The sequence below is a fragment of the Ancylobacter oerskovii genome (assembly GCF_018390555.1).
Classification (GTDB): Bacteria; Pseudomonadota; Alphaproteobacteria; order Rhizobiales; family Xanthobacteraceae; genus Ancylobacter; species Ancylobacter oerskovii.
The window spans coordinates 15,458-39,362 of sequence record NZ_JAHBGB010000043.1 but is presented as its reverse complement, the minus strand read 5'-3'; the positions used below and the strand labels follow the sequence as shown (position 1 = coordinate 39,362).

At 63.7% G+C, this 23,905-nt stretch carries 25 protein-coding genes; 15 read left to right on the top strand and 10 right to left on the bottom strand.

Annotated features, from left to right (window positions below; translation table 11 throughout):
* The first annotated feature begins 98 nt into the window (after nucleotides 1–98).
* Entirely contained in the window at nucleotides 99–2,372 is a 2,274-nt protein-coding gene (locus tag KHC19_RS20815) for a YadA-like family protein (protein ID WP_213355292.1), read from the top strand.
* 430 nt (nucleotides 2,373–2,802) lie between these two features.
* The gene (locus KHC19_RS20810; RefSeq protein WP_213355291.1) at nucleotides 2,803–4,476 is read left to right on the top strand and encodes an ATP-binding response regulator; all 1,674 of its coding nucleotides are present in this window, start codon (nucleotides 2,803–2,805) and stop codon (nucleotides 4,474–4,476) included.
* Here the strand turns inward: KHC19_RS20810 and KHC19_RS20805 are convergent.
* A complete protein-coding gene (locus tag KHC19_RS20805) occupies nucleotides 4,473–5,096 on the bottom strand; it encodes a LuxR C-terminal-related transcriptional regulator (RefSeq protein WP_213355290.1) in 624 nt (207 codons plus the stop codon). The two genes, KHC19_RS20810 and KHC19_RS20805, sit on opposite strands and share 4 nt — an antisense overlap.
* 127 nt (nucleotides 5,097–5,223) lie before the next feature.
* On the bottom strand, nucleotides 5,224–5,721 hold the full coding sequence (radC, locus tag KHC19_RS20800) for a RadC family protein (protein ID WP_213355289.1): 498 nt from the start codon (nucleotides 5,719–5,721) through the stop codon (nucleotides 5,224–5,226).
* A 394-nt stretch (nucleotides 5,722–6,115) separates the two neighbouring features.
* On the opposite strand from radC, the gene KHC19_RS20795 reads away from it, so the two are divergent.
* The gene (locus tag KHC19_RS20795; protein ID WP_213355288.1) at nucleotides 6,116–7,069 is read left to right on the top strand and encodes a hypothetical protein; all 954 of its coding nucleotides are present in this window, start codon (nucleotides 6,116–6,118) and stop codon (nucleotides 7,067–7,069) included.
* A gap of 59 nt (nucleotides 7,070–7,128) precedes the next feature.
* On the top strand, nucleotides 7,129–8,187 hold the full coding sequence (locus KHC19_RS20790) for a peroxiredoxin family protein (RefSeq protein WP_213355287.1): 1,059 nt from the start codon (nucleotides 7,129–7,131) through the stop codon (nucleotides 8,185–8,187).
* Nucleotides 8,188–8,212: 25 nt separating this feature from the next.
* On the opposite strand, the gene KHC19_RS20785 is transcribed toward KHC19_RS20790, so the two are convergent.
* Entirely contained in the window at nucleotides 8,213–8,557 is a 345-nt protein-coding gene (locus KHC19_RS20785; RefSeq protein WP_213355285.1) for a hypothetical protein, read from the bottom strand.
* Between the two features lie 83 nt (nucleotides 8,558–8,640).
* Between KHC19_RS20785 and KHC19_RS20780 the strand changes: the two genes are divergently transcribed.
* The gene (locus KHC19_RS20780) at nucleotides 8,641–9,099 is read left to right on the top strand and encodes a hypothetical protein (RefSeq protein WP_213355284.1); all 459 of its coding nucleotides are present in this window, start codon (nucleotides 8,641–8,643) and stop codon (nucleotides 9,097–9,099) included.
* A gap of 83 nt (nucleotides 9,100–9,182) precedes the next feature.
* Nucleotides 9,183–9,530 carry a hypothetical protein gene (locus KHC19_RS20775; protein WP_213355283.1) on the top strand — a complete coding sequence of 116 codons (348 nt, stop codon included), beginning with the start codon at nucleotides 9,183–9,185 and terminating at the stop codon, nucleotides 9,528–9,530.
* Between the two features lie 31 nt (nucleotides 9,531–9,561).
* Here KHC19_RS20775 and KHC19_RS20770 read toward each other — a convergent pair whose 3' ends face one another.
* From KHC19_RS20770 to KHC19_RS20740, 7 genes are all read right to left on the bottom strand, one after another.
* Nucleotides 9,562–10,452, bottom strand: a complete 891-nt coding sequence (locus KHC19_RS20770) for an ArdC family protein (RefSeq protein ID WP_213355282.1) — start codon at nucleotides 10,450–10,452, stop codon at nucleotides 9,562–9,564.
* Nucleotides 10,453–10,937: 485 nt separating this feature from the next.
* Nucleotides 10,938–11,741, bottom strand: coding sequence for an N-6 DNA methylase (locus tag KHC19_RS20765; protein WP_213355281.1), 804 nt, complete (start codon nucleotides 11,739–11,741; stop codon nucleotides 10,938–10,940).
* Nucleotides 11,738–12,025, bottom strand: a complete 288-nt coding sequence (locus KHC19_RS20760) for a hypothetical protein (RefSeq protein WP_213355280.1) — start codon at nucleotides 12,023–12,025, stop codon at nucleotides 11,738–11,740. The genes KHC19_RS20765 and KHC19_RS20760 overlap by 4 nt, the downstream gene beginning before the upstream one ends.
* The gene (locus KHC19_RS20755; RefSeq protein WP_213355279.1) at nucleotides 12,022–12,234 is read right to left on the bottom strand and encodes a hypothetical protein; all 213 of its coding nucleotides are present in this window, start codon (nucleotides 12,232–12,234) and stop codon (nucleotides 12,022–12,024) included. Before KHC19_RS20755 ends, KHC19_RS20760 begins: the two co-directional genes overlap by 4 nt.
* Nucleotides 12,235–12,286: 52 nt before the next feature.
* Complete coding sequence (locus KHC19_RS20750) at nucleotides 12,287–12,550, bottom strand: hypothetical protein (protein WP_213355277.1); 264 nt, start codon at nucleotides 12,548–12,550, stop codon at nucleotides 12,287–12,289.
* 59 nt (nucleotides 12,551–12,609) lie between these two features.
* Nucleotides 12,610–14,637: a ParB/RepB/Spo0J family partition protein gene (locus KHC19_RS20745; protein ID WP_213355275.1), complete on the bottom strand. Its 2,028-nt coding sequence runs from the start codon at nucleotides 14,635–14,637 to the stop codon at nucleotides 12,610–12,612.
* A 58-nt stretch (nucleotides 14,638–14,695) separates the two neighbouring features.
* Nucleotides 14,696–14,938 carry a hypothetical protein gene (locus tag KHC19_RS20740; protein WP_213355273.1) on the bottom strand — a complete coding sequence of 81 codons (243 nt, stop codon included), beginning with the start codon at nucleotides 14,936–14,938 and terminating at the stop codon, nucleotides 14,696–14,698.
* Nucleotides 14,939–15,670: 732 nt separating this feature from the next.
* Here KHC19_RS20740 and KHC19_RS20735 point away from each other — a divergent pair.
* The 9 genes from KHC19_RS20735 to KHC19_RS20695 all read left to right on the top strand — a co-directional run bounded on the left by KHC19_RS20735 (nucleotide 15,671) and on the right by KHC19_RS20695 (nucleotide 23,897).
* Nucleotides 15,671–16,414: a lytic transglycosylase domain-containing protein gene (locus KHC19_RS20735; RefSeq protein WP_213355271.1), complete on the top strand. Its 744-nt coding sequence runs from the start codon at nucleotides 15,671–15,673 to the stop codon at nucleotides 16,412–16,414.
* 27 nt (nucleotides 16,415–16,441) lie between these two features.
* The gene (locus KHC19_RS20730) at nucleotides 16,442–17,320 is read left to right on the top strand and encodes a hypothetical protein (protein ID WP_213355270.1); all 879 of its coding nucleotides are present in this window, start codon (nucleotides 16,442–16,444) and stop codon (nucleotides 17,318–17,320) included.
* Nucleotides 17,317–19,350 (top strand): type I DNA topoisomerase, encoded by a 2,034-nt coding sequence (gene topA / locus KHC19_RS20725; protein ID WP_213355269.1) that lies wholly within the window; start codon nucleotides 17,317–17,319, stop codon nucleotides 19,348–19,350. Before KHC19_RS20730 ends, topA begins: the two co-directional genes overlap by 4 nt.
* A 149-nt stretch (nucleotides 19,351–19,499) precedes the next feature.
* Nucleotides 19,500–19,811, top strand: a complete 312-nt coding sequence (locus tag KHC19_RS20720; protein WP_213355268.1) for a hypothetical protein — start codon at nucleotides 19,500–19,502, stop codon at nucleotides 19,809–19,811.
* 54 nt (nucleotides 19,812–19,865) lie between these two features.
* A complete protein-coding gene (locus KHC19_RS20715) occupies nucleotides 19,866–20,189 on the top strand; it encodes a TrbC/VirB2 family protein (RefSeq protein ID WP_213355267.1) in 324 nt (107 codons plus the stop codon).
* Between the two features lie 3 nt (nucleotides 20,190–20,192).
* The gene (locus KHC19_RS20710) at nucleotides 20,193–20,507 is read left to right on the top strand and encodes a VirB3 family type IV secretion system protein (protein ID WP_213355266.1); all 315 of its coding nucleotides are present in this window, start codon (nucleotides 20,193–20,195) and stop codon (nucleotides 20,505–20,507) included.
* Complete coding sequence (locus tag KHC19_RS20705; protein ID WP_213355264.1) at nucleotides 20,504–22,954, top strand: VirB4 family type IV secretion/conjugal transfer ATPase; 2,451 nt, start codon at nucleotides 20,504–20,506, stop codon at nucleotides 22,952–22,954. The genes KHC19_RS20710 and KHC19_RS20705 overlap by 4 nt, the downstream gene beginning before the upstream one ends.
* Entirely contained in the window at nucleotides 22,951–23,661 is a 711-nt protein-coding gene (locus tag KHC19_RS20700) for a TrbJ/VirB5 family protein (protein WP_213355263.1), read from the top strand. The genes KHC19_RS20705 and KHC19_RS20700 overlap by 4 nt, the downstream gene beginning before the upstream one ends.
* Complete coding sequence (locus tag KHC19_RS20695; protein ID WP_213355262.1) at nucleotides 23,658–23,897, top strand: EexN family lipoprotein; 240 nt, start codon at nucleotides 23,658–23,660, stop codon at nucleotides 23,895–23,897. The genes KHC19_RS20700 and KHC19_RS20695 overlap by 4 nt, the downstream gene beginning before the upstream one ends.
* Nucleotides 23,898–23,905: the final 8 nt, after the last annotated feature.

Here is a 23,905-nt window from a genome sequence, read left to right as displayed (position 1 = left end):
GTTACGATTTTGTGAGGTTACCCCGCCTGCAGGCGTGGCACGGAATTGCCTGCTCTTCTTCGGGCAGTGTTCGGGGGCCTGCCCTTCCAGGAGTCAGTATGAACATCAGTTCCAAGCGCCCGACCAGGGCGAATGCAATTCTGCGAGCGAACCGCAAGCTGATTGGCACGGCGATCGCGCTGGCGCTGGCAGCGGCAGCACCGGCATCAGCTGAGCTGCCGCAGCCGCAGGCTCCGTGTGATGGTGCGGCGAATACTTGTTACCACAACGGGCTTTATTACACGGACAACAGCTGGGTCACGCGCCGAGTTACTGAATTTGCGGATGGCTCCGGTTCTGTGGCCGACGATTTCAACTACTACGACTCGCAGACCAAGACCTGGTCGCTGACCGATGCCGGGTCGCAGATGTTCTATTGGTACGTCGATGGGTATGACGAATACGGCTACCCGATCACTCAGACGCAGTACGCCTATGCGCCTGCGGCGGTTGCGATGGAAGATTTCAAGACGCTGGATCTTGGCGGCGTGATGGCGGCCGGCTCGGGGGGCAGGATCTCGAACCTGGCCGATGGCGTCGCTCCGATGGACGCGGTGAACAAGCGCCAGCTGGATTCGGCGATGCAGAATGCCGGCGGCAATGATCCGCTGGCGGTGAAGTACACCGACAGCAACCGCAATGCCGTGAGCGTCGGCGGGCGAGTGATGAACGTCGCTGATGGTCAGGCCGGCAACGACAGCGCCAACATGAACCAGCTGTGGGGCGTGGCGAACGTCGCCCAGGACGGCGTGAACCGGGCCGTCAATGCACAGGGCCGGGCGGATTCGGCCTTCAACAACGCGGCCACCGCGCAAGCCCGAGCCGACCTCGGGGTAAGCAACGCGGCCACCGCGCAGCGGACGGCCGACCAGGTGGGCACCGATCTTGCCGCCCTCGATGCCCGCGCGGTGCAGTTCGGCACTGATGGCGTAATCCAGGGCAAGGGTGCGCGGCTGGCCAACCTTGGCGATGGCGTGGATGCCACTGATGCGGTGACCAAGCGCCAGCTCGATGCCCTGGCCGGTGAAGTCGGCGGCATTGCAGGCGATTCCCTGCAGTTCGACGGCACCACCTACAACGCCACCCGCACCGGCGTGGCCACCCGCATTTCCGGCGTGGCAGACGGCGAAGCGGCAAGCGACGCCGTGAACAAAGGCCAGCTCGATGCGGTGGCCACCGACGTGGGGCAGGTGAACGACAAGGCCCTACTGTTCGATGGGGTGACCTACAACGCCACGCGCGGCGGCGCCGCCACCCGGATTTCCGGGGTGGCCGATGGCGTAGATGCCGGCGACGCCGTGAACAAGGGCCAGCTGGACACGGTATCTGGCCAGCTGCAGGACCTGGACGGATTGGCCGTGAAGTACACCGACGCCAGTCACACCGCCGTGGTCTTCGGAAATCCCGGGGGCCAGGCGGTTCGCCTGTCGAACGTCGCCGATGGCGTGGATGCCACCGATGCGGTGAACAAGCGCCAGCTCGATGCCCTGGCGGGGGAAGTCGGTGGCATTGCCGGTGACGCTCTGCTGTTCGACGGCGAGGCCTACAACGCCATGCGCGGCGGCCAGAGCACCCGCATCACTGGCGTTGCGGCGGCCATCACCGGTGGCGACGCCGTGAATTTCGACCAGGTAAGCGCGCTGACGGCTGTGTTCGGGGGCGGCGTGAGCTGGTCCAATGGCGTACTGACCAACCCGACCTACAACATCGGCGGTGGCAATTTCAGCAACGTCGGCGATGCCCTGGCGGCGGTGGATAGCAAGCTGGCCAATCTGGAAAACCGGGTGGGTGGCGTGGAAATCAATCCGGCCCTGAACCGCCCGGTGCTGTACGACGACACCAACCAGGACGCAGTGACCCTGGAAGGCGTCAATGGCACGCGCATTTCCAACGTGCAGGCCGGCGTCGATGGCATGGACGCGGCGAACGTGGACCAGGTGCGGCAGGGCGTTGCCGAAAGCCGCTCCTACACCGACAAGCGTTCGCAGGAAACGCTGCGGGATGCGAAGGCGTACACCGACAGCCGGGTTGATGACATGTGGCGTGGCGTCGAGGACATTGCTGCGCAGGTCGATCGCCGGTTCCATCAAACCGACAAGCGGATCAACCGCCAGTCGGCAATGACCGCAGCAATGGTGCAGATGGCCACCAATGCGGCAGGCTCGCGTAGCGAGCGCGGCCGCATTGGCGCTGGCCTTGGCTGGTCGAGCGGAGAGCGCGCATTGTCGGTGGGGTATTCCAGGGCGATTGGCGAGCGCGGCTCGTTCAGCATTGGCGGCGCCCTGAGCGGCGGCGAGTCGTCCGCTGGCATCGGCTTCGGCTTCGACCTGTAGTTTCCTCGCGGTACCTCCCTACAGTTGGGGCCGGCAATGCCGGCCCCTGTCTTTATATATAGGGCGCACCGGAAACGAAAAACCCGGCCCCACGAATGGGGCCGGGCTCCGCATTGGTACAGCTTTTCGCCTAACTCGGTGAAGCATGGTGGCCTCCAAGGGGGGGAGGCCGGGGCCGATTCTACCGGCGCGCCCGGAGCGATTGCAAGCGGCCCGCACCCGCCCACAACTCGCCCACCGCTTCCCCCCATCCCCTCCGATAGTTGAGGTCTCCGGGGCTGGGGGCGGCGCACCGCGCCGGCCGTGGACGACTTATGGACGGCTGCGCCTTCTTCCAGTGACTAGCACATTTGTGCTAGTGGCGTGTGCTTCGCACCCGTGTGACCCCTTCGTTCAAGAGCAATAGATCGAAGCGAAGGGGAAGCGCCGCATGATCTACCTGCAGCAATGGGAGTACAGATTGGCCAGTAGGCTCGTTCAATTCTTTGGACTTCGCAACAACAGCGAGTTCGACACAGAGCGAGCACAGGCCATTGTCCGGGTGGTGGTCGTTTGCGCTCTGGGCCTCTACATCCTGCCGATGGCTGCATCGTCTGCAACGCCCACCGGGGCGAGATGGCTTTTCGCGCTATATGCCTTCTACATCCCGTTCTCGTTCGCCATCGTGGCATGGGTCGTTCGACGGCCGGGCGTGAATCCGTGGCGACGGGCGTTGACCATCAGCCATGACTACGCCTCGATGACCTATGGGATGATTATTGGCGGCGCGCCGTTGGTACCTGTGTTCGCGATCGTGGTGTGGGTCACCGTCGGCAACGGGTTGCGTTACGGCGGGTTCTACCTGCGCATCTGCACGGGGCTGGCGCTCATTTCCATCGCCGTTGTGACCTACTTCAACAGCTACTGGCGGAATAATCCCTACATGGTGATGACGTTGGTGGCCACCGCGCTGCTGGTGCCGATGTACATCTACGTCCTTCTGGCGCGCCTGCACCGCGCCTATGAGGCCGCGCAGGAGGCAAGCCTGGCTAAATCCCGGTTTTTGGCGCAGGCCAGTCACGATCTTCGTCAACCGATTCATGCCATCAGCTTGTTCACCGCGTGCCTGCGCGATGCAGGCCTGCAGCCGAGAGAATTGCAGATGGTGGATAACATCGACCGCTCGCTGCAAAGCGTGTCGCGCCTGTTCAAGTCGCTCCTGGACGTGTCCACGCTCGACAGCGGGAAGGTGGTTCCAAAATTTGAGCAAGTGCGAATCTGCGAGGTGATCGATGATGTCGTGCGGCAGAATTCGGAAGCCGCCCACCGCAAGGGCGTGTTGCTGCAGGCGGTCAAATGCGGGGAAACCGTGGAGGTGGACCCGGCGTTGCTCACTACCATTTTGCAGAACATCGTCAGCAATGCCCTGAAATACGCGCCCGAGGGCAACGTGCTCATTGGCTGCCGCCGGCGGAACGGAAAATTGTCCCTGGAGGTCTATGACCAAGGGCCGGGGATTGCAGAGGAACACCGCTCTCGGATCTTCGAGGAGTTCTATCGAGTGCGGGAGCGGGGCGACAAGGACATTGATGGCGTGGGCCTGGGCCTGCCGATCGTCAAGCGCCTGGCGCAGCTGATGGGCTTGGAGGTGGAACTGCGCTCAGAGGTTGGCCGGGGAACGTGTGTTGCGGTGTCTGGAATGCGGATACGGGCGGGGGCGGTCGCGCCCGCGCCGGCCCCCGCGCCGAAATCTGCCAGCGCCGCCACCGGGCTGCGGGTGCTGCTGGTGGAGGATGATGAGGACGTGTTGCTGGCCACCGCCAGCCTGTTGAGAAATTGGGGCTGTGTGGTCCATGCAGAGACCGCCATTCCCGCCAGGAAGGTGTCGTGTGATCTGCTGATTACCGATTTCGACCTGGGGAACAAAACCACCGGTACCGAGTGCATTGCCAAGGTGAGGGAGGTGAATGGCTGGAAGGTGCCCGCGGTCATCATGAGCGGGCACGATGACGCCCGTATCCGGGAGGAAATAGCAGATCCGGAGATACCCATCCTGTCCAAGCCAGTGCGGCCGGCCGAGCTACGGTCAGTGCTGTTACTGACCACACTGCCGACCAGCTCTTAGTGGGCCGGGGCGATGAGCCCGGCGCTGACGCCCTTGGTGACAGCTGCCGCCCTCGATGAGACACCGAGAGCGCGGAACAGCGCCGAGACGTGAATGCGCACCGTGAAGGGGGAAATGCCCAGGGCAATGGCGATTTCCTTGTTCGTCTGTCCCTGCGCAATGAGCTGCAGGACAGAGTGCTGCCGTTCGCTGAGGCCGGCGGCGGTGTCGTCGGCGTCAGGCGTAGGCACCTTGACGACAATTTCGCCTTGTCGGACGGCTTCGAGAGCTTTGCCAATTTCGTGAGGAGTCACGGACTTGTTGATGAAGGCGTTGACGCCGCAGGCCATCACGCCGTCGATGGTCGCGCGGTCGTCGGCCATGGAGACGACGACGATGGAGGCGCGGCCGAATTCGCGGCGCAGGGCCGCAAGCTGGTCCTTGATGCTCCGGTGGGCGAAGAACAGATCGAGCACGAACATGCTTGGCCGGACGGTCCCGGAGCGGGCGATGGCCAGAGCGCCATCCAGGGTGTCGGCGGTGGCCACCGCCACACCGGGGTGAATGTGCTCGATGAGGGTACGCAACCCGTCTCTGAATACAGGATGGTCATCCGCAATAATGATCGTCTCGTTTCCCAATTCTCCGGTTCCTTCAGGGATTTACTTCGCGGCGTGGGAATAGCAGGCCGCTATTGGCAATGTCACTAGTACGGCCGTACTAGGGTGCGGCGGGCGCAGCAAAAAAAGGGGGCTCGCGCCCCCTCGGTCATATCAGACCAATTTCGGCGAAGGAGACTGTTTCGGTGCGGCCGACGACGAAGTGATCGAGCAGCACCACATCGATGAGCCGCAGCGCCGCCTTGAGATCGACAGTTACGCGCTCGTCGGCATGGCTCGGGGTCGGGACACCCGAAGGGTGGTTGTGAGCAACGATGATGCCGGCAGCATTGAGCAGCAGCGCCTGGCGGGCAATTTCGCGGGGGTAGACAGCCGCCGTGTTGATTGTGCCTTGGAAGAGCTCGCGCGCTTCGATCAGGCGGTTCTGGCTGTTCAGAAATAGGCCCATAAAGACCTCATTCGGCCGCCCGCGCAGCTTCATGGCCAGATAGCCTCGAACAATCTTCGGATCGGTGAAGCTCGGCCCGTTGGCATACTGCAGGTCAGCCACGAAGCTGGCTGCCGACAGAATTTCCTCGTGCGTTGCCTGGGCGTAGCCGCCGGCGGAGTCTGCGACGAACAACGGCCGGAAGGTCGAATGGATCATCTGGAAAAGTCTCGGTAGCGGGCGAAATTGCCCGTCCCGGTCGCTTCACGCCGCAGCGCAGCTGTCAGGGGTCATCGACGGCGCCGAAGGCGTCCGCAAGCCGCGCCTGCAGCGCGGTGCAGCCCTTGACAGCGAGAACGACGTGATAGCGTGAAAGGGACAGCAAAAACGCCCCTCTGTCCGGAAGCCATGAACCCGGCAAGCGCAGCGCGCAGGCCCGTGAGGGCCGGAGGCTTTGGGCCGCTAGGCCCGCCCATTTTGTGCATTCAGGCGGCCATCACATCGGAATAACGACGTGGGGCGTAATCGCCAACGTGCGGACAGGCACGTTCGCAACATCAGGCGTTTCCTGTGATCCGCGACGGTTGTTTTTCATTATGAAAAGGAGACTGTCATGTTGAAGTCAGGATTAATTGTGGTTGCAACGATGGCGCTCAGTATCTCGGCTGCGGTTGCCGGGGTCGGCGAACAGCGACCGGCTGCTTCCGGGACTGCGACGTGGGCGGCCAATGAAGTCCACGCGCTCTACGACCCCGCCAAGCAGCATGTGCTGGTGGACGTCAATGACCAGTTCAGCATCAAGAGCCGGGCGGACGGCGACACCCGCCGTGTGCAGCTGGCGGTGCTCGACGGCGCACGGGCAAAGATCGGCACCTGTGCCGATGCGAGCAAGCTCCAGGACGGAGAGCGCCGCACGACGTGGCTGGACGTTCAGTACGGCAAGCCGGACGCGGCCGGCAACACTGCCTTCACCATCCGGCGCACGCTGGATTTCAACAAGCATGAGCGCGTCTACCGTTTCACGGCAGGGGACGGTGCACGTGCGGCGTTGGAACCGGGCGTGACGGTCAGCCTCAATAACGGCGTGCTGGTCTACGAGCAGACTTCCGGCCCGATTGGTACGTCAGGCAACACGAAGGCAATGCGCATGAGCTACAAGCTCACGGACGGGTTCGGGGATGTTACGGCGGGGGTGGAACTCGATCGCCAGGCGTGGGCGATTTCAACCACCCGCCCGAATGCGGCCGCCACGCCGGTCTACAGCGTCAACAACAGCGCCGTGCTGCCGCACGTGGCTGGCACGGAAGGCACGGTGCGCGATCATGCGGTGATCGCCAATCCGGTGCGTGGGCCGGGTATTGGTGCGGCGGCCGATCCGACGCTATTGAAAGCGTCGGGAGCGGTTTCTAAGTCTGTCCAGGGCCTGCAGGTTCAGGACGAGGCGGCGCAGCTGCTGTGCATTTCGATCTCGTGCTCATTCGACTTCCAATGCACGTCGATGGGCGCAGGCTGCATCTGCCACGATCTCGACGGCCCGGGCCCGCTGATTGGCGTGTGCCAGGTGTAATTGCGATCGGCACTGAGTGAGAACGTTGCTTCGGGCCGGGGGCGGAACAGGGAGGTTTCATGTCTTTGCGTTTGTTACCAGGCGATGCCGCCCCCGGCTTGAAGCTCGCGCGGGTATTCAACAGGGCGGATTTCGGGCCGGTCGTTTTTGACCGGCCCAGCATTTTGGTGCTGTGGAATGCGGGCTGCGCCGGCTGCCTGCCGGCGATCGGCAAGCTCGCGGAATTTGCCGGGCCGCGTGGGGTGCCGGTGTACGGTGTCGCGGTCCTGGTGCGCGATGTGGAAGCGACGGCTGCTGCCGCAGCTCAGGGAAGCGATGCGGCCGTGCTGGCGCTCGAGGAACGGCCCGATGACACGTCGGGCCTGTCGCGCGGCGCGGTTACGCGCGAGTGGCTTGAAGCCAGTGGCCGCGATGGCGTTCCCTCGACCTATGTCATCGACGGTGACGGCGTGCTTGCGTGGATCGGCGATCCCGAGGACGCAAAGGCCGTGGTTGCGTCCGTCCTCGATGGCACCTGGAATGTGCAGGCGGCGCGTGCGGCATGGCTGGACGCCATCGGCGATGACGGTTTGCGCAGGCGGCTGCTGCGCGAAGCCACGGACGCGATGGTGGCCGGAAGGCTCGATGACGCGGCCGGGTACATTGCCGAGCTGGAGGGCATAGCGCCGGAAGTCTCGGGCGACGAACAATTTGCGTGCCTGAAATTGGACGTGCTCAGTCGGATGAATGACCGCCAGGCGGAAGCCGAGGCGCACTATTTGAACGCGGCGCGGCGATTTCGCGGAGACGCGGCGGTACAGACAAAGCTGGCATTGAACGCACTGCATGCGATGCCAGGCAATATGGCCGTCGCAAGGGTCGCGCATGAGGGCCTGGCCGAGGTCGTCAACGCGGAGGATTGGGCCGGTAGACCGCTGGAAATGCGATTCGCGGCTGCTGTGCTGTTGCTGGATGCTGCAACGCGGCTCGGCCGGGAGGCTGAGGCGGGGGCGGCGAGTGAGCAAGCCGAGCGGCTGCTGCTTTCGCCGGAGCTTTCGGAGCGCACTCGCAGATGGGGACGCTCCGAAATCGATAGGTTACGCCAGGACGTGCCCCAAAGCCGCGCGGGCGCGCAGTAGGGGCCGGAAGAGCCGCCACTGCGGCCTAGAACGGCTCCTTCTCGGAGAGAAGCGTATTGAGCTGGTCGCAAGATCCGGCGCCGTATTTCTTGATATATCCATCGCGGACCCATGTTCGGGCCTGCTCTGACATGGGATGAGCCTTGGTCGCGTCGAGGATGGCTTCGGCCTTCTTCACCTGGTCGGCCGGGGGCTTAGAGCCGCAGTTTTCCGACACCCATTTGATGATCGAGGCGTCGGAAACGGTAGCAGGATCAAGACCCTGCCAAAGGAAGCGGCCGGAGTGCGGGGCGGGGGTGTTGTCCGCCGCGAAAGCAGCAGCGGGTAGCAATGCGATTAATGAGGCCGTTAAGTATTGTCGAACGTCCATTGTCATTATTCTCCAGAAATAGCTGACCGCGAGGACATTATTCCTGATGAATTGAGGAAACAATAAGGTTTGATCGTGGGTAGATGATGGCGAAAACGTCTATCCACTACTTGATCTATACTGCGTCCGGCACGGCCATTTCCGGCCGTGCGTTCCCCGACAATGAGGCCTTGGCCATGAAGAAATTGCTTGTAGCGCTTTTCTTGGCGTGCGTGCCGTGGGCAGCCGGCGCCGATCCAGGCATGAGCTGTACCCGCTCTTGCGAAAGCATGTGCATGGGGTGGGCCACCGGCGAGCAATATTGGCAGTGCTACGGATCCTGCGTTCATCAGTGCTTCCAGAACTGCAAGAAATGCCATCCGGACATGGTGACGACCCTGCAGAACCGGGAGCGGGACGGGAATCCGGTGCTGGTGGCCACCCGTATGTTGCCGATCAAGAACAAGGGGGCCGCTGAAAGGCACGTGGATGCGCAGCGGGTGGCCGACGATGTGGGCACCTTCCTGGAGCCGGCCCCCGCGAAGGAGAAAGGCGGATCGTAAGTGAACGGCCTATTGGCGCATCTGCCCAGTGACGGAGCTGCCTCGTAGATACATCATTCAATGACTCTACCCGGGAGACTGCTATGCGCGTTTTCGATTTCGACATGCCCTGTGACATTGAAGAAGGGGCGGTTCTATTCATGAAGGCTGGGATGTGGCCAAGCGGCAATTTCACACCGAGATTGTTGTGCACAGCCATCTTGGGATCGATGCAGGAGACGCAATCAGCAATGCCACCGGACCCTGAGCAATGGGGCGCGGCGGCGGCCGCGGCGCTTGTCGATCGCGAAATGGCTGCCGGGCATCTTCTCTGTCTTGTTGAACGTGGCGATGACTCGGTTTTGACATGGGCCAACGCTGCGGAGCAAGAAACCGCCGGAGAGCGCCTGGACCGACGGTGGGAACGTGAGCGCAACGCAACGCGACATTAGATGCGTTGCGTTGCGATAGGGGGGCGGCCTGTCAGGCCGCCTCCTGCATTTGGGCGGTCGGGAAGGCCAGCAGGTAGTCGCTGGCCTCGGCCGCCTTGCTGGCAGCGGTGATGAACGCCTTGCGGTCATCTTTGAGGATCTTGATCCAGCTGGCCAGGTACTTGGCGTGATCGGCGCGAGGCTCGGCCGAGACGCCCAGGCGGGCGCACAGGAACGCTGCGCCCAGCTCGGCAACCAGTTCTTCGGCTGCGTAGGCGGCATCGCCGAAGCGCTTGCCAAGCTCGCGCTGCAGGCGCGGGGCACTCCAGTGCGTCAGCTCATGGAGTGCGACACCGTAATACGCCTCGGTGGCGCTGCTGGTGGATGTGCCGGTGAAGAGGTGCTGCGGGGGCAGCACGATTTCGTCGGTGCTGGGCCGGTAGAAGGCGCTTGCGCCTTCGTGGCGGATCTTCGCGCCACTGGCGGCGATGAGGGCATCGGCGCGGTCGATCGGGGACACCTGGTTGTCCTGCGGCGTGCGGCCCTTCTCGGGCTGGTAGCCATCCACCTGCGCGACGTTGAACACCCAGCTGAGGCGGGCGCAGGGGATGCGGCGGCCATTTTCGTCGTCGCCGGCATCTTCGTCCTTGCGATCAAGCATCTTGAACCAGATGACCGGGGTGCCTTTCTCGCCCTTGCGGACGGTTGCGCCCTTCTCGGACCACTGCTTGAAGGTCGCCCAGGCATTTTCCGAGTAGCTGGCCTCTTGGGCGGCGACCCACAGCATGACCACGTTGGTGCCGCGGTACTCGTGTCCGGACACGGCGTTGACCGGCATGGTCAGCGACGGACCGACCCAGGGGCGCTCGCAAGGCCCGCAGTTTTCGAGGGCAGCGAGAATGGTGTCGGTGATGATCTGATAGGTGTCGCGCTTCGTTTGCATGGGTGGCTCCTTTCTGGACCGCCAGTGCGGCGGGAGCCTCCAGCGGCGGAGGGCCATAAGCGGCGCATGCACCCAAAGGGCTGAAACGGAGTGGAAGAGGGCTTGCCCTTGCCTGCGGCGCGGCCTGTAGCAGCCTGCTCCCCACTGCCGCACGGTCCAGCAAGAGCCGGGTTCCATGCGCGCGTCACCGGATCAAGCCGGGCTACCAGCTGCCCTCAATTCGGGCCTGCGCTCCTGGGGAGGGGACAACCGAGCGGATTTGCACAAAGACGGCCGGAACAGATCCGGAAATTTGCACAAAGATGGCTGTGGGCCGCCAAAGGCGGCTCGGAAATGGGTGACCTGGTGGTGGTCGGGCGCATTCGTCAGGGCGAGGCCCCGGTCAGGTGGGATGCGCTGCAGGACGGCCGGTGATGGGCTGTCGAGGATGGCGGCCGCATGCGGCCGCGCTGGGTGTTCCTGCTCCTGCAGGTGGTTGCCCACCCTCAGAAGAGGGTGAGCTGTGCGGCCTTGGCGGGTGATGGAAGGATCGGGGCCGGGGCAGGGGTGGCCACCGGCTCAGGCGAGGCGGGGCGGACTTCGATGGCCCGGCACGCATCCTCGGCTCCACGGCGGGCAAGCCGCATGTTCCAGCCGCCCAGGACGTGCGCGGGCGTGTACCAATGTTCGCGCTCTTCGAGCGTGAGCGAATTGCCGACGATGACCACGGCGGGAATGTGCATCAACGAGAACTGGACGTAGGCCATGTGGACGGCTCGGGGGTCAACGTCGATGGCTGTCACGTGCAGGTGCTGCTGGTAGTTGACGCCGGCGTCCTGCATTTCTTGGGCCAGGGCGATGACCATCGCGCCCGCGCCGCAGGCTGGCTCCTGCGCCATGGCGAAGCCGTTGCGCTCCACGATTTCGCGCAAGTGCGCACCGTCGCCGATCTGCATCCGGGCCATGAGGCGGCAGACCTCGTAGGGGGTGAAGAACTGGCCGCGTGCGGTGTTGTGCAGCTCCAGCTGCCCGAACACTGCCCCCAGCACGTCGCCGGGGGCGGCTTCCATGGCCAAGGTGACCTCGGCGAGGATCTTCGGGAACGTCTCGATCACGTCGCGCTCGTAGTGGCGGACGATTTCGAGATAGCGGGCCTCGCGGGCGTCGCGCTGGCGCAGGTCAACGGCGTTGGCGAACAAAATCGCCATCGCCTCCATACAGTCGGAAAACAGCCGGTACATGTCGTGCCGGTAGCGGGCGCTTTCGAGCAGCTTGACGATGTTGCGGATGTGGTGGGCGTTCGGGCTCATTGTCTGTGCCCTCCGTCGGTACCGCTTTTCAGCACCGCTGACCGGATGCGATCGACTGCCTCGCGAAGTGAGGTCTCAGTAGCCCAACCGATGCAGTCGCCCCAGCAAGCCTGCACGTCGGTTGCAGGGTAGACGCGGTAGTACCTTCCCTCCTGTTCGCTGCATGCCTCGATAATGAATCTGACGCCATCGGCGCGGGTTACTGCGATCAGGTCACCGATGTTGGGGAGGTGCGAAGCGCGCAGTTCGCTGATGTTCTCGATGTGGCGGACGTTGGGGTTCATTGCCAGCGCCCTCCCTCGGTTTCGATGAAATCCGGGGGCAGCTGGAAGGCGGCAAGCGCCTTGCCCAATGCCTCCTGCACGTCGTTCCAATCGACGTGGCTGGGATCGTCCATGTAGGCGCCGATGAGGATGCGGCAGGCTTCGGCGGCGTGTGCGGGGTCTGGCTTGACGGCGAACGGGTTCCGCCGCCCGTGGGTCGGGTGGTGCATGGCGTGCTCCTATGTCTTGGGTTTCAGGCCGCGCAGCGGCCCATCGGCCGCCCTACGGGGCGGCCTGCGCGATTTTTCGCAGCCCGTAGCCGTCCGTCTGGCGGCGGGTGGCCTCGGCCACCTGCGGCAGCAGGAAGGCCATCACGTCACGGGGCTTCTTGGCGGTGTCTGCGGCGAAGCCGCTGCGCAAGCCCACCTCCTTCAACATCGAGCCGGGGACGGCCTGCAGGACGCTGTAGGCGGCGCTCAGGCTCCCACTGCGGGTGGCGGCGGTCAGCTGCTCGGCGAGGGCATTCACGTTGTGCTGTGTGGTCATGGCTGCGGCTCCGGGGCTTGGGCTGAAAGGGTGGCCGGTTGCCCGGCCACCCTCGGCTGTCAGGCGGCGACCTGTGCCGCCTCGGCTGCGGCCTTGGCCGGGGCCTTCGCCTTCGGCGCTGCCTTGGCGGGCTTGGCCTTCGGTTCCGCCTTGGCCTTCGGCTCGGCCTGCTTCTTCGCCTTCGGCTTCGGGGAACGGATGCCCTTCGGCACCCAGCCGGTACCGGCCAGCCGCTTTTCGGCTTCGGCGGCAAGGGTTCCCTTCTTCATCGCCAGCAGCGCAGTGCTGTCGGCCTCGCCCTTGATCTGCTTGGCCTCGGTCAGCGCCTCGACGACAAGGGGCTTGGAAACACGACCCAGGTAATTGTCGGCGGTCGGCTCGAAATGCTCGGCCATGTCGAAATCCAGCGTTTCCAGCAGCTTGGCGGTCAGGCCCTTATGTTCCTCGTTGACGCTGACAGTCAGGGCGACACCCAGCGCAATGATCTTGTCCAGCTGCGCGGGCTTCATTTCTGCCAGCGTGTCCCACAGCTTGCCGTCAGCGGTTGGCAAGTCCTTGATCGCGGCCTTGCACGCTGCGAGGAAGGCGTCGGCGCTGGCCTTGCCCGCGTCGTCGGTGATCGGGTGATAGGTGCGGGTGCCGTAGCCGTAACCGCCGTTGGAAATGCTCAGGTCGGTGGGAACCTCGCGGCTGCTGCCGCGCAGTTCCTTCACCGTCCAGCAAGCCAGCAGGATTTTCGCGGCGTCCGGACGTTCGGCAATGACGTTCTGCACAGCCAGATTGCGGTGACCCAGCAGGGAGCGGCGCAGGGCGTCGGACACGTTCTCGCCCTTCGGACGGCCTGCGCTTTCGGTTTCCCGGCCCCCGGTGATTTCGCCAGCATCGCCCAGGGCGGCGGCGGCGTTCTTGCGGTCGGCGGCACGAACCTTGCCGCGCTCGATGCGCAGGCCCGACTGCTGCAAGCACAGGATCACGCCAGCCGATGCCATCGCCTCCGGCGCGTACTGCTTGTGAGCGCTTTCCAGCTGTTCGATTTCGGCGGTGATGGCCTCCGTGCGGTCGTCAATGTCCTGATCCCGCTCCCATTCGTCATCGGTCAGGTCGCGGTCCTCAGTCTCGGCCGCGCTGTGCAGCTGCTCCTGTTCGGTTTCCAGCTGCTCGGCTTCTTCCCGCAGCGCCGCGATCTGGCTGGTCGTTTCTTCCGGCAGGTCAACGGCAACCATCGGCAGAGAGCCGAAAGCGTAGGACGCGGAGTAATCCCAGGTCGGCCAGATTTCGACCCAGCCCCAGCCCTCGGCCAGCAGGTTTTCCTTGGTGGCTTCCAGCTTGTCGGCCACCAGCTTGTCCAGCAGTTCCGGGTTGGTCAGGATCGCGGCCTGCCCATCGGTGCTGAACAGGTCGCGGCGCACTTCACCGCCAGCAGCTTCATAGGCGGCAACGCCACCGATGAACGCCACGCGGTGATCGCGGTCGGCCTCGACTTCGCGGGTCAGGACGGCGCGGCGCAGGTCAGCGGGCTTGTTGTTCCAGCTCATGCTGCCGTAGGTTTCCCACACGTGCACCTGCACTTCGTGATTGTCGGTCGCGCAGAGCGCAAGCATCTGGTCGGTGCTGATTTCGTCGGCGCGGTAAAGTTCCAGCAGTTCGGGCGCTGCTGCCACCAGCTTCAACCGGCGCTGCACCACCAGCGGGGTGACGCCGAAGGTGTCGGCCACGCGGTCGATGGTGAAACCTTCATCCACCAGCTGCTTGAACGCATTGAGTTCGTCCACCGGGTTCATGGCCTCGCGCTGGACGTTCTCCGAGAGGCTGGCGGCGGTGGCTTCCTCGGCGGAAATGATCTTGACCGGGACCGGGAAGTCAGCCGCGATCTTGCCCTGTTCGGCCAGCAGCGTGAGCGCAGCGAAGCGACGGCCACCGGCGTCCACCTGATAGGTGCCGTTCTCGGTCGGACTGACAACGATGTTCTGCAGCAGGCCCTGTGCCGCGATGGACGCGGCAAGCGCGGTCACATCGCCGGGGTTCTGGCGCACATTCTTCGGGGACACGACCAGCTGGGACAGCGGCAGGGTGGTGGTGGTGGACATGGGTAATCTCCTTTGCGGTTGAGTTAGGTACTGCGGGTGTTGCGGGGGGGTGCTGCCGTCAGTAGTCGGACGGCAGCAGGATGGTGGTGACGCTGCGGTCAGCTTCGGTGATGACCCACACGTTCTGATTTCCGACCGGGTAGCTCGACAGGATGCGGCTCCCGTTCTCGATGGCCTCGCGGTTCGATTGCGCGTCGTCGGGGCAGACATTGCCGAAATCGCCACGCGCATGACGGCGGATCAGTGTGATGAAATCGACCTCGCCAATCGCCAGCACTTCCAAGGCAGCAGGGGGTTGCACACACGCCCCCCAGCTCGAAAAGAACACATGCTTTGCTAGATGCTCCTTGAGCCGGCCTTTGCTTTTGCTCGTGATTTACCGGTGCTGTCATGTCGGTCTCCTTGCTGCTGGTTGAGTGGTTGAACATGCTTCGCTGAGTGTCCTTTTCGCCGTGATGCCCAAGCTCAGGCCGGACCACGAAGGGCGGCAGGCAAGGGCGACACCGGAAGCCGCAGCGCGGCCGCAGGCCGTGACCGGGTGAGGATGGCGGCGATAGCGCACCCTTGCCTGGCGACCGGGCCGGACTAGCGTTTTGGGCAGGCGAAAGGGGCTCCAGCGCAGCTGCCCTGTTCAACCCGGCAGCAAGATGCGGACATGCACCGGGGCAAAGAGCGCAAAGCGCACCGCTCCTGGGCAAGCGGAGCGCGCAGCGCCGCCAGGCGCGAAGGCGAAAGGCTCCCGCAGGGAGCGAAGGATGGACGCCCGAAGGGCCGAGACCCACCAGGGGCTCGGTTCACGACAGCCCGGGCCGAAGGCTTCGCCCAACCGGCATTTCAAGCAGTACGGATGTACTAAGCCCATCCGCCCTAATTGCCTCCGAACAAGTCAACCCGCTATTCAGCGTACAACAAGACTACAATTCGTGAAGTGTCGCGGCGTGAAAATCCGACACAACGAAAGGTGCTAAAGTATCCGCACTCCATAACCTCGTCGGGCCTAAGTATGAACAGGAGATTTATCGGGAACGTGTCTGTGTCTCTGCTGGTGCTGGCTGCCCTGTCTCAACCGGCGACGGCCAAGCTGCAGGATTCAACCACCTCTATTCCCGCGAATATTCTGGAACTGATCGGAACCTGCGCTCCGGACGTGCATCCGAACACGATGTGGAAGATCCTCGGACACGAATCCGGTTTCACACCCTTCATCATCGGCGTGAACGAGAAGGGCAAGGAACGTCAGGTTTTTCGGCTGAAAACGCAGCAGGAAGCGGCGCAGAAAGCACGCGAACTGATCGCGCAAGGCAAGAGCATCGACATGGGCCTGGGCCAGATTTGGTCGGGCAATCTGAAAGGTTTGAAGCTTACGCCGGAAGAAGTTTTCGAGCCGTGCACCAACGTGGCGGCGGCGGCAGGTCTGCTGATGGAAGCCTACGAGCGGGCCTTGAAGCAGGGTTTCACTGATCGGCAGGCGATGGACCAGGCGCTGTCGGTCTACAACACGGGCAAATTCGATAACGGCATCGCCAACGGCTACGTGAGCAAGGTCCGTGGCAAGCGTTACAAGGTGCCGGCGATGGACGATGAGGCGGGGGAGGCGGCTGCGCCGCCTGCGGTGCTGCAGGCGAAGCCGGAAGCGCCGCCCCCCGCCTGGGACGTATTTGCGAACGCGCGGTATCGCGGGCCTCGCCCGCAGGAAACCGCGAACTCACCGGGCGCGGAGCAGCAGACAGCGGCTGCGGAACCCGCCTCGGTGATGCTTTTCAGCGAACCTCGCTGACCCACGACCACCCGGAGAACCGGACGTATGACAATGCAGGAAACCCCGCGCGCAAGCGCGACCACATGGCCCCAGGCGACAACCGCGGCGAAGCTCGCGGATGCGCTTGGCGGCCTGAAACAGCAACTGGGAGCCGCCAATAGCCTGGTGGTGGACGACGTGCCGCGTGCGACGGCACGAGCCAGACTGCGGCGAGCACATGTGCGCGTCGCGCAACTGGAATTTGAGACAAGGGCGATCTACGCCATTGCTCTCGGCCAGCGTAAGAACATCCAGGATTTGAGTGCGACCGACGTGATCGAGGCCGGCGAAGCGGCCGGTCTGTTCCTTGTCTCGGACGCGCCAGCACCGAAGCTGGAACGCCTGGTGGAGCCGTTCGAGACGGTGTGCCCGCGCTGCAATGGCCTGCTGCGCACCATGACCGCCGGCGGCTGCAAGATGGCAGTGATGGATTCGAGTTACGGCGATGACGGTGACGGGGTACCCGGTACGCCGTTGGAATTCGTGGGCTGCGCCAGCGTCGTAATGGCGACGGTGGGTACTTGCCGGTATTGCGAGGCGGCGTATTGGGCGCTTGACGTGTTCCTGCACACCGCCGGCACCCAGCAGGCGGTCGAGGACATTCTGGCCGAAGATCCGAATTGGGAAGCGGTTTTCACTGCCGGTCAGAAATGGACCGCGCATGTGGTCACGACGGATTCGGGCCGAGGCTATGAGCATTTCATCGGGCCGATGCTGGTGCCGGAAGGCATGGAGACGCACGGCAGCAACGGCGTTTCAGCGTGCGGCGGCGGCGCGTTCTGGCAGCACGCGCTGGCGGTGTTCGAGTCCTACAGGCCGAGGATTGAGGCTGTGCAGCGCGAGCTGGTGCAGGCCGTGTCCGGGGCGGAGGGCGTGCCGGCATGAGCAAGCTGATGATCGTGGAGTCGCCGCACAAGGCGAAGGAAATCGGCAAGTTCCTGGGCAGCGATTACGTGGTGATGGCCAGCTATGGCCATATCCGCGATTTACCGGCGACGGGCGAGGAGCCGGGCGAGCTGGTGGTGGGTGTGGCCGAGGATTTTTCGGCACGCTACGAAATCGGCGAGCGGGCACGCGGTGCGGTCGCGAAGCTGCGTGATGCGGCGAGCAAGGCCGAGCGTGTCGTGCTGGCCACCGATCCCGACCGGGAAGGCGAGGCGATCGCGTGGCACCTGCAACAGGTTCTCCGGCTGAAAAACCCCGAGCGCGTGACCTACCAGGAAATCACGGCAAAGGCGGTGAAGGCTGCGCTGGCGCAGCCGCGCGGAATCAACCTGGAGCTGGTGCACGCGCAGGAAGGGCGTCGGGTGCTGGACCGGCTCGTGGGTTACGCCGTCAGCCCGATCCTGAGCAAGCAGTCGGGCCAGAAGCTGTCGGCGGGCCGGGTGCAAACCCCGGCCCTGCGGCTGGTTGTCGAGGTCGAGGAACAGATCCGCGCGTTCCAGCAGCGCCTGCACTATGGCGCTGAGCTGGCATTTGCCGGCGGCTGGAAAGCCACCTGGTCGATCAAGCCGCATCTGGCCGAGGGCGAGGAATACTGGACCGACATGGCAACGGCCACGGCGGTGGCCGGGATTCGCCGCCTCTCGGTTCTGGCCTTTACCGACGGCAAGGCGAGTGAAGCACCGCCGGCGCCGTTCACGACCTCCACGCTGCAGCAGGAGGGCGGCAAGCGGTTCGGCCTGTCGGTGAAGGAAGTCATGGATGCCGCGCAGGCCCTGTTCGACAGCGGCCTGATTACCTACCACCGCACGGACTCGCCGAACTTCCTGGAAGAGGGTTTTGCCCTCATCAGCGCCTATGCGCAGCAGAAAGGTCTGCCGCTGGCGCCGGAACGTCGGCAGTGGAAGGCGAAGGCCAGCGCGCAGGAAGGCCATGAGGCCATCCGGCCAGTCGATTTCGTGGTCGAAAGCGCCGGATCGAGCGAGAACGAGCGCAAGCTGTATGAGCTGATCCGCATGCGTGCGCTGGCCAGCCAGCTGGCCGATGCGACCTACGCGACCCGCAAGGTGCAGCTGCGCGCCCTGGACGGCCAGCCGGTGAACGGCAAGGTGCCGGAATTCGAGGCCAAAGGCCGGGTGCTGGTCGATCGCGGCTGGCGGGTGATTTACGCAGGCGATGCGAAGGACGAAGGCGAGGGCGAAAGCGACGCCGAGGCCGAGCTGTCCAATCCGATTCCGGTGCTGGCCGTCGGCGCCGAAGTGGTGGCCGAGACGGGCCGGAGGTTGGACAGGAAAACCGAGCCCCCGAAGCGGTACACCGAGGCGGGGCTGGTGAAGAAGCTGGAAGCCCTCGGGATCGGCCGCCCGTCCACCTATGCGTCGATCATCGGCAATATCCAGACGCGCAGCTACGTTGTGCCGGGTGGTCCGAAGGGCAAGCACCTGGTGCCGACGAAAACCGGTGAGGCCTTGGTGAACGCGGTGCGCGGCAAGTGCCGCTTCGCGGACTACGATTTCACGGCCGCGATCGAGGACGAACTCGACCAGGTGGCAACCGGGAATCGGCCTGCGTCTGCTGTTGTCGGCACGGCCTGGCGGCAGCTGGAGGGCGAGCTGCCGAAGCTGCAGATGGGATCGACGGGCGAGCCCGAGCACAAGTGCCCGGACTGCGGCAGGGCCATGCGCCGGATCAAGGGCGCGAGCGGGTTCTTTTGGGGGTGCACGGGCTATTCGGCGGACCCGCCGTGCAAGACGACCCTGCCGGACGCCCGTGGCAAGCCGGGCAAGCGGGTTGAGGCCAGTGCCGAGCACAAGTGCGACGACCCGGCCTGCGGAAAGCCGCTGATCCACCGCGTGAAGAAGGCGACGAAGGCGAACAAGGGGTTCGATTTTTGGGGCTGCAGCGGGTTCCCGACCTGCAAGCGCAGCTACAAGACGGGACCGGATGGCAAACCCATAATGAACGGCAAGTAAAGCGGACGGATATTCACACTATGACGTGTCGAAACGGAGTATTCTGTAGCAACGGGAATGCGGGGCGTGATGTGCCGGGGGATGTTTCCTGCCAAGGTTGTTCACGATGACTACACTGCAGCACCCAACCAACAGGAGCCATAACCTCGATGCTGCACATTGACGAACAAGCGCTGACACTGCTGCTGCAGACGGGCGGAATTACACAGATCGAATTGCGCCCGGCAGGCCGCGGCTACGGTGTGTTCGTGTGCATGGATCGCAAAGAAGATGGGCCGAGCACCGCAATGCTGATTACTGCGCGGATGAAGCATCAGAAGCGCAAGCAGCCACGCACGTGGCCCACCACGGATGCCTGCGTGCAGTTCCTGAAAAGCAAGGCCCAGGAGCTGCCAACCATCAAGATCGACGTCAATCAAGGGGGAGACGACACGAAAACCACCTCGCAACACCCGCAGTAATCGCCGGCTGATCGGCGCTTTTCAATCAATCTCAACTGTCTGGAGAGTTACAACATGCAAGCGACCTCGCTTGGTGAACGCACCCGCTCGACCAATCGCACCTTCGTGGCGGCCATCATGGTGGCCGCTGCGCTGGCCATGCTGCCGGATCTGGCCTTCGCGCAGGCTGCGCCGTGGGAACAGACCGCGCAGAACACCTACAACCTCATCATGTCCATCGTCCGCTGGGTCGCCATCATCGGCGTGGTGGCCTGCGGCGCGGCTGCGATCTTCGGCAAGCTCAGCTGGGACTGGGCCGGTAAGATCATCATCGGCCTGGTGCTGATTTTCGGCGGGACGCAGCTGGTCGATTACTTCCGCTCGGGCATGGGCGGCTGAGCCATGGCCAAGGATACGGCCCAGGTCGATCCCTTGTTCGTAGGTGCCACCCGACCGGCGACGGTCGGGGGCATTACCTATGAGGCGATCGTCTTCATCGCGATGGCGGTGGGCATGGGATACGTCATTACGTCGAATTTCCTGTGGCTGCTCGCCTACGCGCCTCTCCACGGCATCGCCTACGGCATCTGCAAGAAGGACCCCAGGGCCTTCCGTCTCTTGTTCCTGATGATTTCGAGCAAGGGCCGCTGCCTGAACCGCGCGATTTGGGGATGCGCCTCCTATTCACCGCTTGAATTCAGGAAGAGAAAAGGATGAATCGCACGCAAGCGGCAACCAATCGGGAAGTGCCGGTTTCGCGCACGATCCCCTACAGCTCCCACATTGCTGAGCATGTGGTGAGCACCGTGGGCGGCGACCTGGTGACCGTGTTGAAGGTCAGCGGGATCGCACATGAAAGCGCGGACGTGGAGGACATTAACGGCTGGCACAGGCGGTTCAATGGCCTCCTGAAAACGATCCAGTCGCCGAATGTGACGCTCTACACGCACACCGTGCGGCAGGAGCGTGGCGAGTATCCCAAAGGGGACTACGAGCCCGGTTCGTTCGCCGCTGAGGTCGATGAGGTCTACCGCGCCCGCGTGATGAAGGACCGGATGATGGTCAACGACCTGTATCTGACGGTCGTTTTTTCGCCGGACAACCACGCGGTCAAGAAGCTGATCGCGCGCATTTTCAACCGCCTGGACCCGGCAGAGGCCCGGGAGAAGATCAAGGACTCTCTGGAAGCCTTGGAGGACGTGGCGCGCCAGGTGATGGCCGGCCTGAGCGATTGGGGTCCGGTGCGCCTTGGCTGGTACGAGCATGAAGGGGTCATGTTCTCGGAAATCCTGGAACTGTTCGGCTTCCTGCTCAACGGTGAGTGGCAGCGCTGGCCTGTTCCGCGCCTGCGTCCGGGCGAGGACAAGACCATTGGCCAGATCCTGGCCACGGCGCGGCCGTTTTTCGGCGCCGAGGCCTTCGAGCTGCGTGGCGCTACGCAGTCAAGGGTGGGCGCCATTGTGGCGTTGAAGGACTACCCGGCCCTTACGTCGCCCGGCTTCATCAACAAGCTGCTGTCGTTGCCTTTCGAGTTCGTGCTGACGCAATCGTTCCGCTTCATTACGAAGCAGGCTGGGATCGGGGTGCTGAAAATACAGCAGAACAAGATGGTCCAGTCCGGCGAGGTTGCAGTGTCGCAGGTGGCGGAGCTTGACGATGCGCTGGATGGTCTGTCCGCAGGTCGGTTCGCCATGGGCGAGCACCACCTGTCGCTGACCGTTTTCGGCGCCAACCTGAAGGAGGTGAACGACAACATCGCCGAAGCGCGGGCGAACCTGTCCGACTCCGGCGCCGTCGCGGTGCGTGAGGATTGGGGGTTGGAGGCGGCGTTTTGGGCGCAGCTGCCAGCCAACTTCCGTTGGCGCCCGCGGCCGGCCACGATCAGCTCGGAGAACTTCGCTGGCTTCGCCGCGATGCACAACTACGCGACCGGCCTGGCGCGCGGCAATCAGTGGGGGCCGGCGGTGACGCTGCTGAAAACCGCCAGCGGCACGCCGTACTACTTCAACTTCCACATTCCGCCGAAGAAGCGCAAGCGCGGCAAGGACGCTCTGCGGGCTGTCGAGGTCAAGGCGGATGATCGCGTGGCGGGCAATACGCTCATCATCGGCCCGACCGGTTCGGGTAAAACCGCGCTGCAGACCTTCCTGCTGGCACAGCTGGAGAAGTTCAAACCGACGATCTTCTATTACGACAAGGACCGGGGCATGGAGATTTTCATCCGTGCGCTCGGCGGGACGTATTTGACGATCGAGAACGGTAAGCGGACCGGGTTCAACCCGTTCAAGCTCGATCCGACGCCCGGCAATGTCACCTTCCTGCAGAACCTGGTGCGCAAGCTGGTCCCCGGCATCCGGCTGACGCCAGTGCAGGAACGTGACATTGACAATGGGATCAATGGCGTGCTCGGCCTGCCGCTGGAACAGCGGCGGCTTTCCACGCTCCTGCAGTTCCTGGACCCGACCGACCCGGAAGGCCCGGCGGCCCATTTGCAGCGGTGGGCCAATGACGGCGCGCTGGCATGGGTGTTCGACAATGAGGTCGATGAAATCGACCCGAGCCGCAATCGCGTCAACGGCTTCGACATTACCGATCTGCTGGACAATAACCAGGTGCGCGAGCCGGTGCTGATGTACCTGTTGCACCGGCAGGAAGAAATCATCGACGGCCGCCGTGTCGTCTTGGGCTTCGATGAGGGCTGGAAGGTTCTCTATGACGAGTGGCTGGCCAAGTACCTGGAGAACAAGGAACTGACGATCCGTAAGCAGAACGGATTCGTCATCTTCGGTACGCAGAACCCCAGCCACGTCATCAAGGCGAAGATTGCCCCGACGATGATCCAGCAGTCGGTGACGCAGATTTATCTGCCGAACGATAAGGCGACGGTGGAGGATTACATCGACGGCTTCCGGCTGTCGCAGCGCGAGTACGAAATCATCAAGGATGAAATGCCGAACATGCCGGGCCGCTACTTCCTCGTGAAGCAGGGCAAGCAGTCGGCAATCTGCGAACTCAATCTGGCAGGTCTCGATGATGTCATGGCGGTGCTCTCGGGCACCACGGCGACGGTCGAGCTGCTGAACCATATCCGAGCCGAACTCGGCGCGGACACCAGGCCGGCAGATTGGCTGCCGGTATTCCATGAAAGGAGGAAGCAGCAATGAGCAAGATGAAAGGGTTGGCCATGGGCATTGCCCTGGCCCTGGGTTCCTCGATGGCCGTGTCGCCGGCGATGGCCAGCGGCGTGCCCACCGTGGACGTAGCGGCGATCGCGCAGATGCTTCAGCAGTTCATGGTGCTGCAGGATCAGCTGAAGAACATGAAGAGCCAGTTGGAGGAGGCTCAGAAGCAGGTCAACGCCATGACCGGCACCCGTGGCATGGAAAATGTGCTGAAGGGTGAAAACCGTAACGTGATTCCGACCAACTGGCAGGAAACCCTGGCGGTGATGAACGGGGGCGAGATTACGGGCCTGGCCAAGTCCATTCGCGACAACGCCTCGCGCGTTGACACGGCCGCGCTGGACAGGATGGCACCGGCGCTGCGGGAACTGTCCGAAGGTTGGGCCAACTCCGCCGCCAGTGAACAGGCCGCCGCTGGCACTGCCTACAACAGTGCCTCGGAGCGCTTTGCTCGGCTGCAATCCCTGATGGACGCCATTCCGCAGGCCACGGACATGAAGGCGATTGCGGATCTGCAGGCCCGTATCCAGGTCGAACAGGTGATGCTGGAAAACGAGTCCATCAAGATGCAGGCGCTGGCACAGGCGGCTGCGTCGCAGCGCCGCCTCGAGGAACGGCAGTCATCGGAAGCGGGCCTGCTGCGCTCCGTCGATGTTGATTTTGGCTCAGTGGTAGGGAGGGCTGAATGAAACAGGCCCTAATCATCGGCCTGCTCACCGCAACCGCCCTTTTGGGCGGTTGCGGTTCCGAGCCGGAACGCTCTTACGAGTGGTACGTCGAGCATCAGGCCGAAGCCAAGGCGAAGGCTGTGGCCTGTAGCGAAATGTCCGAAGCCAAGGCCGCATTAGACGGCAATTGCGCCCGCGCTCGAAAAGCCTACGGCACGCTCCGGTCTGTGCCTGTTGAGTTCGGGCCGGTCAACTAACCCACGGG

What these genes read in the sequence shown, in the direction of transcription:
- KHC19_RS20810 (WP_213355291.1), top strand. Translation starts at nt 2,803, where the DNA reads ATGATCTACCTGCAGCAATGGGAGTACAGATTGGCCAGTAGGCTCGTT.
- KHC19_RS20720 (WP_213355268.1), top strand. Translation starts at nt 19,500, where the DNA reads ATGCTGCACATTGACGAACAAGCGCTGACACTGCTGCTGCAGACGGGC.
- KHC19_RS20815 (WP_213355292.1), top strand. Translation starts at nt 99, where the DNA reads ATGAACATCAGTTCCAAGCGCCCGACCAGGGCGAATGCAATTCTGCGA.
- KHC19_RS20745 (WP_213355275.1), bottom strand. Translation starts at nt 14,637, where the DNA reads ATGTCCACCACCACCACCCTGCCGCTGTCCCAGCTGGTCGTGTCCCCG.
- KHC19_RS20785 (WP_213355285.1), bottom strand. Translation starts at nt 8,557, where the DNA reads ATGGACGTTCGACAATACTTAACGGCCTCATTAATCGCATTGCTACCC.
- KHC19_RS20730 (WP_213355270.1), top strand. Translation starts at nt 16,442, where the DNA reads ATGACAATGCAGGAAACCCCGCGCGCAAGCGCGACCACATGGCCCCAG.
- KHC19_RS20750 (WP_213355277.1), bottom strand. Translation starts at nt 12,550, where the DNA reads ATGACCACACAGCACAACGTGAATGCCCTCGCCGAGCAGCTGACCGCC.
- KHC19_RS20765 (WP_213355281.1), bottom strand. Translation starts at nt 11,741, where the DNA reads ATGAGCCCGAACGCCCACCACATCCGCAACATCGTCAAGCTGCTCGAA.
- KHC19_RS20780 (WP_213355284.1), top strand. Translation starts at nt 8,641, where the DNA reads ATGATGGCGAAAACGTCTATCCACTACTTGATCTATACTGCGTCCGGC.
- KHC19_RS20795 (WP_213355288.1), top strand. Translation starts at nt 6,116, where the DNA reads ATGTTGAAGTCAGGATTAATTGTGGTTGCAACGATGGCGCTCAGTATC.
- KHC19_RS20755 (WP_213355279.1), bottom strand. Translation starts at nt 12,234, where the DNA reads ATGCACCACCCGACCCACGGGCGGCGGAACCCGTTCGCCGTCAAGCCA.
- topA (WP_213355269.1), top strand. Translation starts at nt 17,317, where the DNA reads ATGAGCAAGCTGATGATCGTGGAGTCGCCGCACAAGGCGAAGGAAATC.
- KHC19_RS20715 (WP_213355267.1), top strand. Translation starts at nt 19,866, where the DNA reads ATGCAAGCGACCTCGCTTGGTGAACGCACCCGCTCGACCAATCGCACC.
- KHC19_RS20710 (WP_213355266.1), top strand. Translation starts at nt 20,193, where the DNA reads ATGGCCAAGGATACGGCCCAGGTCGATCCCTTGTTCGTAGGTGCCACC.
- KHC19_RS20760 (WP_213355280.1), bottom strand. Translation starts at nt 12,025, where the DNA reads ATGAACCCCAACGTCCGCCACATCGAGAACATCAGCGAACTGCGCGCT.
- KHC19_RS20695 (WP_213355262.1), top strand. Translation starts at nt 23,658, where the DNA reads ATGAAACAGGCCCTAATCATCGGCCTGCTCACCGCAACCGCCCTTTTG.
- KHC19_RS20705 (WP_213355264.1), top strand. Translation starts at nt 20,504, where the DNA reads ATGAATCGCACGCAAGCGGCAACCAATCGGGAAGTGCCGGTTTCGCGC.
- radC (WP_213355289.1), bottom strand. Translation starts at nt 5,721, where the DNA reads ATGATCCATTCGACCTTCCGGCCGTTGTTCGTCGCAGACTCCGCCGGC.
- KHC19_RS20700 (WP_213355263.1), top strand. Translation starts at nt 22,951, where the DNA reads ATGAGCAAGATGAAAGGGTTGGCCATGGGCATTGCCCTGGCCCTGGGT.
- KHC19_RS20770 (WP_213355282.1), bottom strand. Translation starts at nt 10,452, where the DNA reads ATGCAAACGAAGCGCGACACCTATCAGATCATCACCGACACCATTCTC.
- KHC19_RS20790 (WP_213355287.1), top strand. Translation starts at nt 7,129, where the DNA reads ATGTCTTTGCGTTTGTTACCAGGCGATGCCGCCCCCGGCTTGAAGCTC.
- KHC19_RS20775 (WP_213355283.1), top strand. Translation starts at nt 9,183, where the DNA reads ATGCGCGTTTTCGATTTCGACATGCCCTGTGACATTGAAGAAGGGGCG.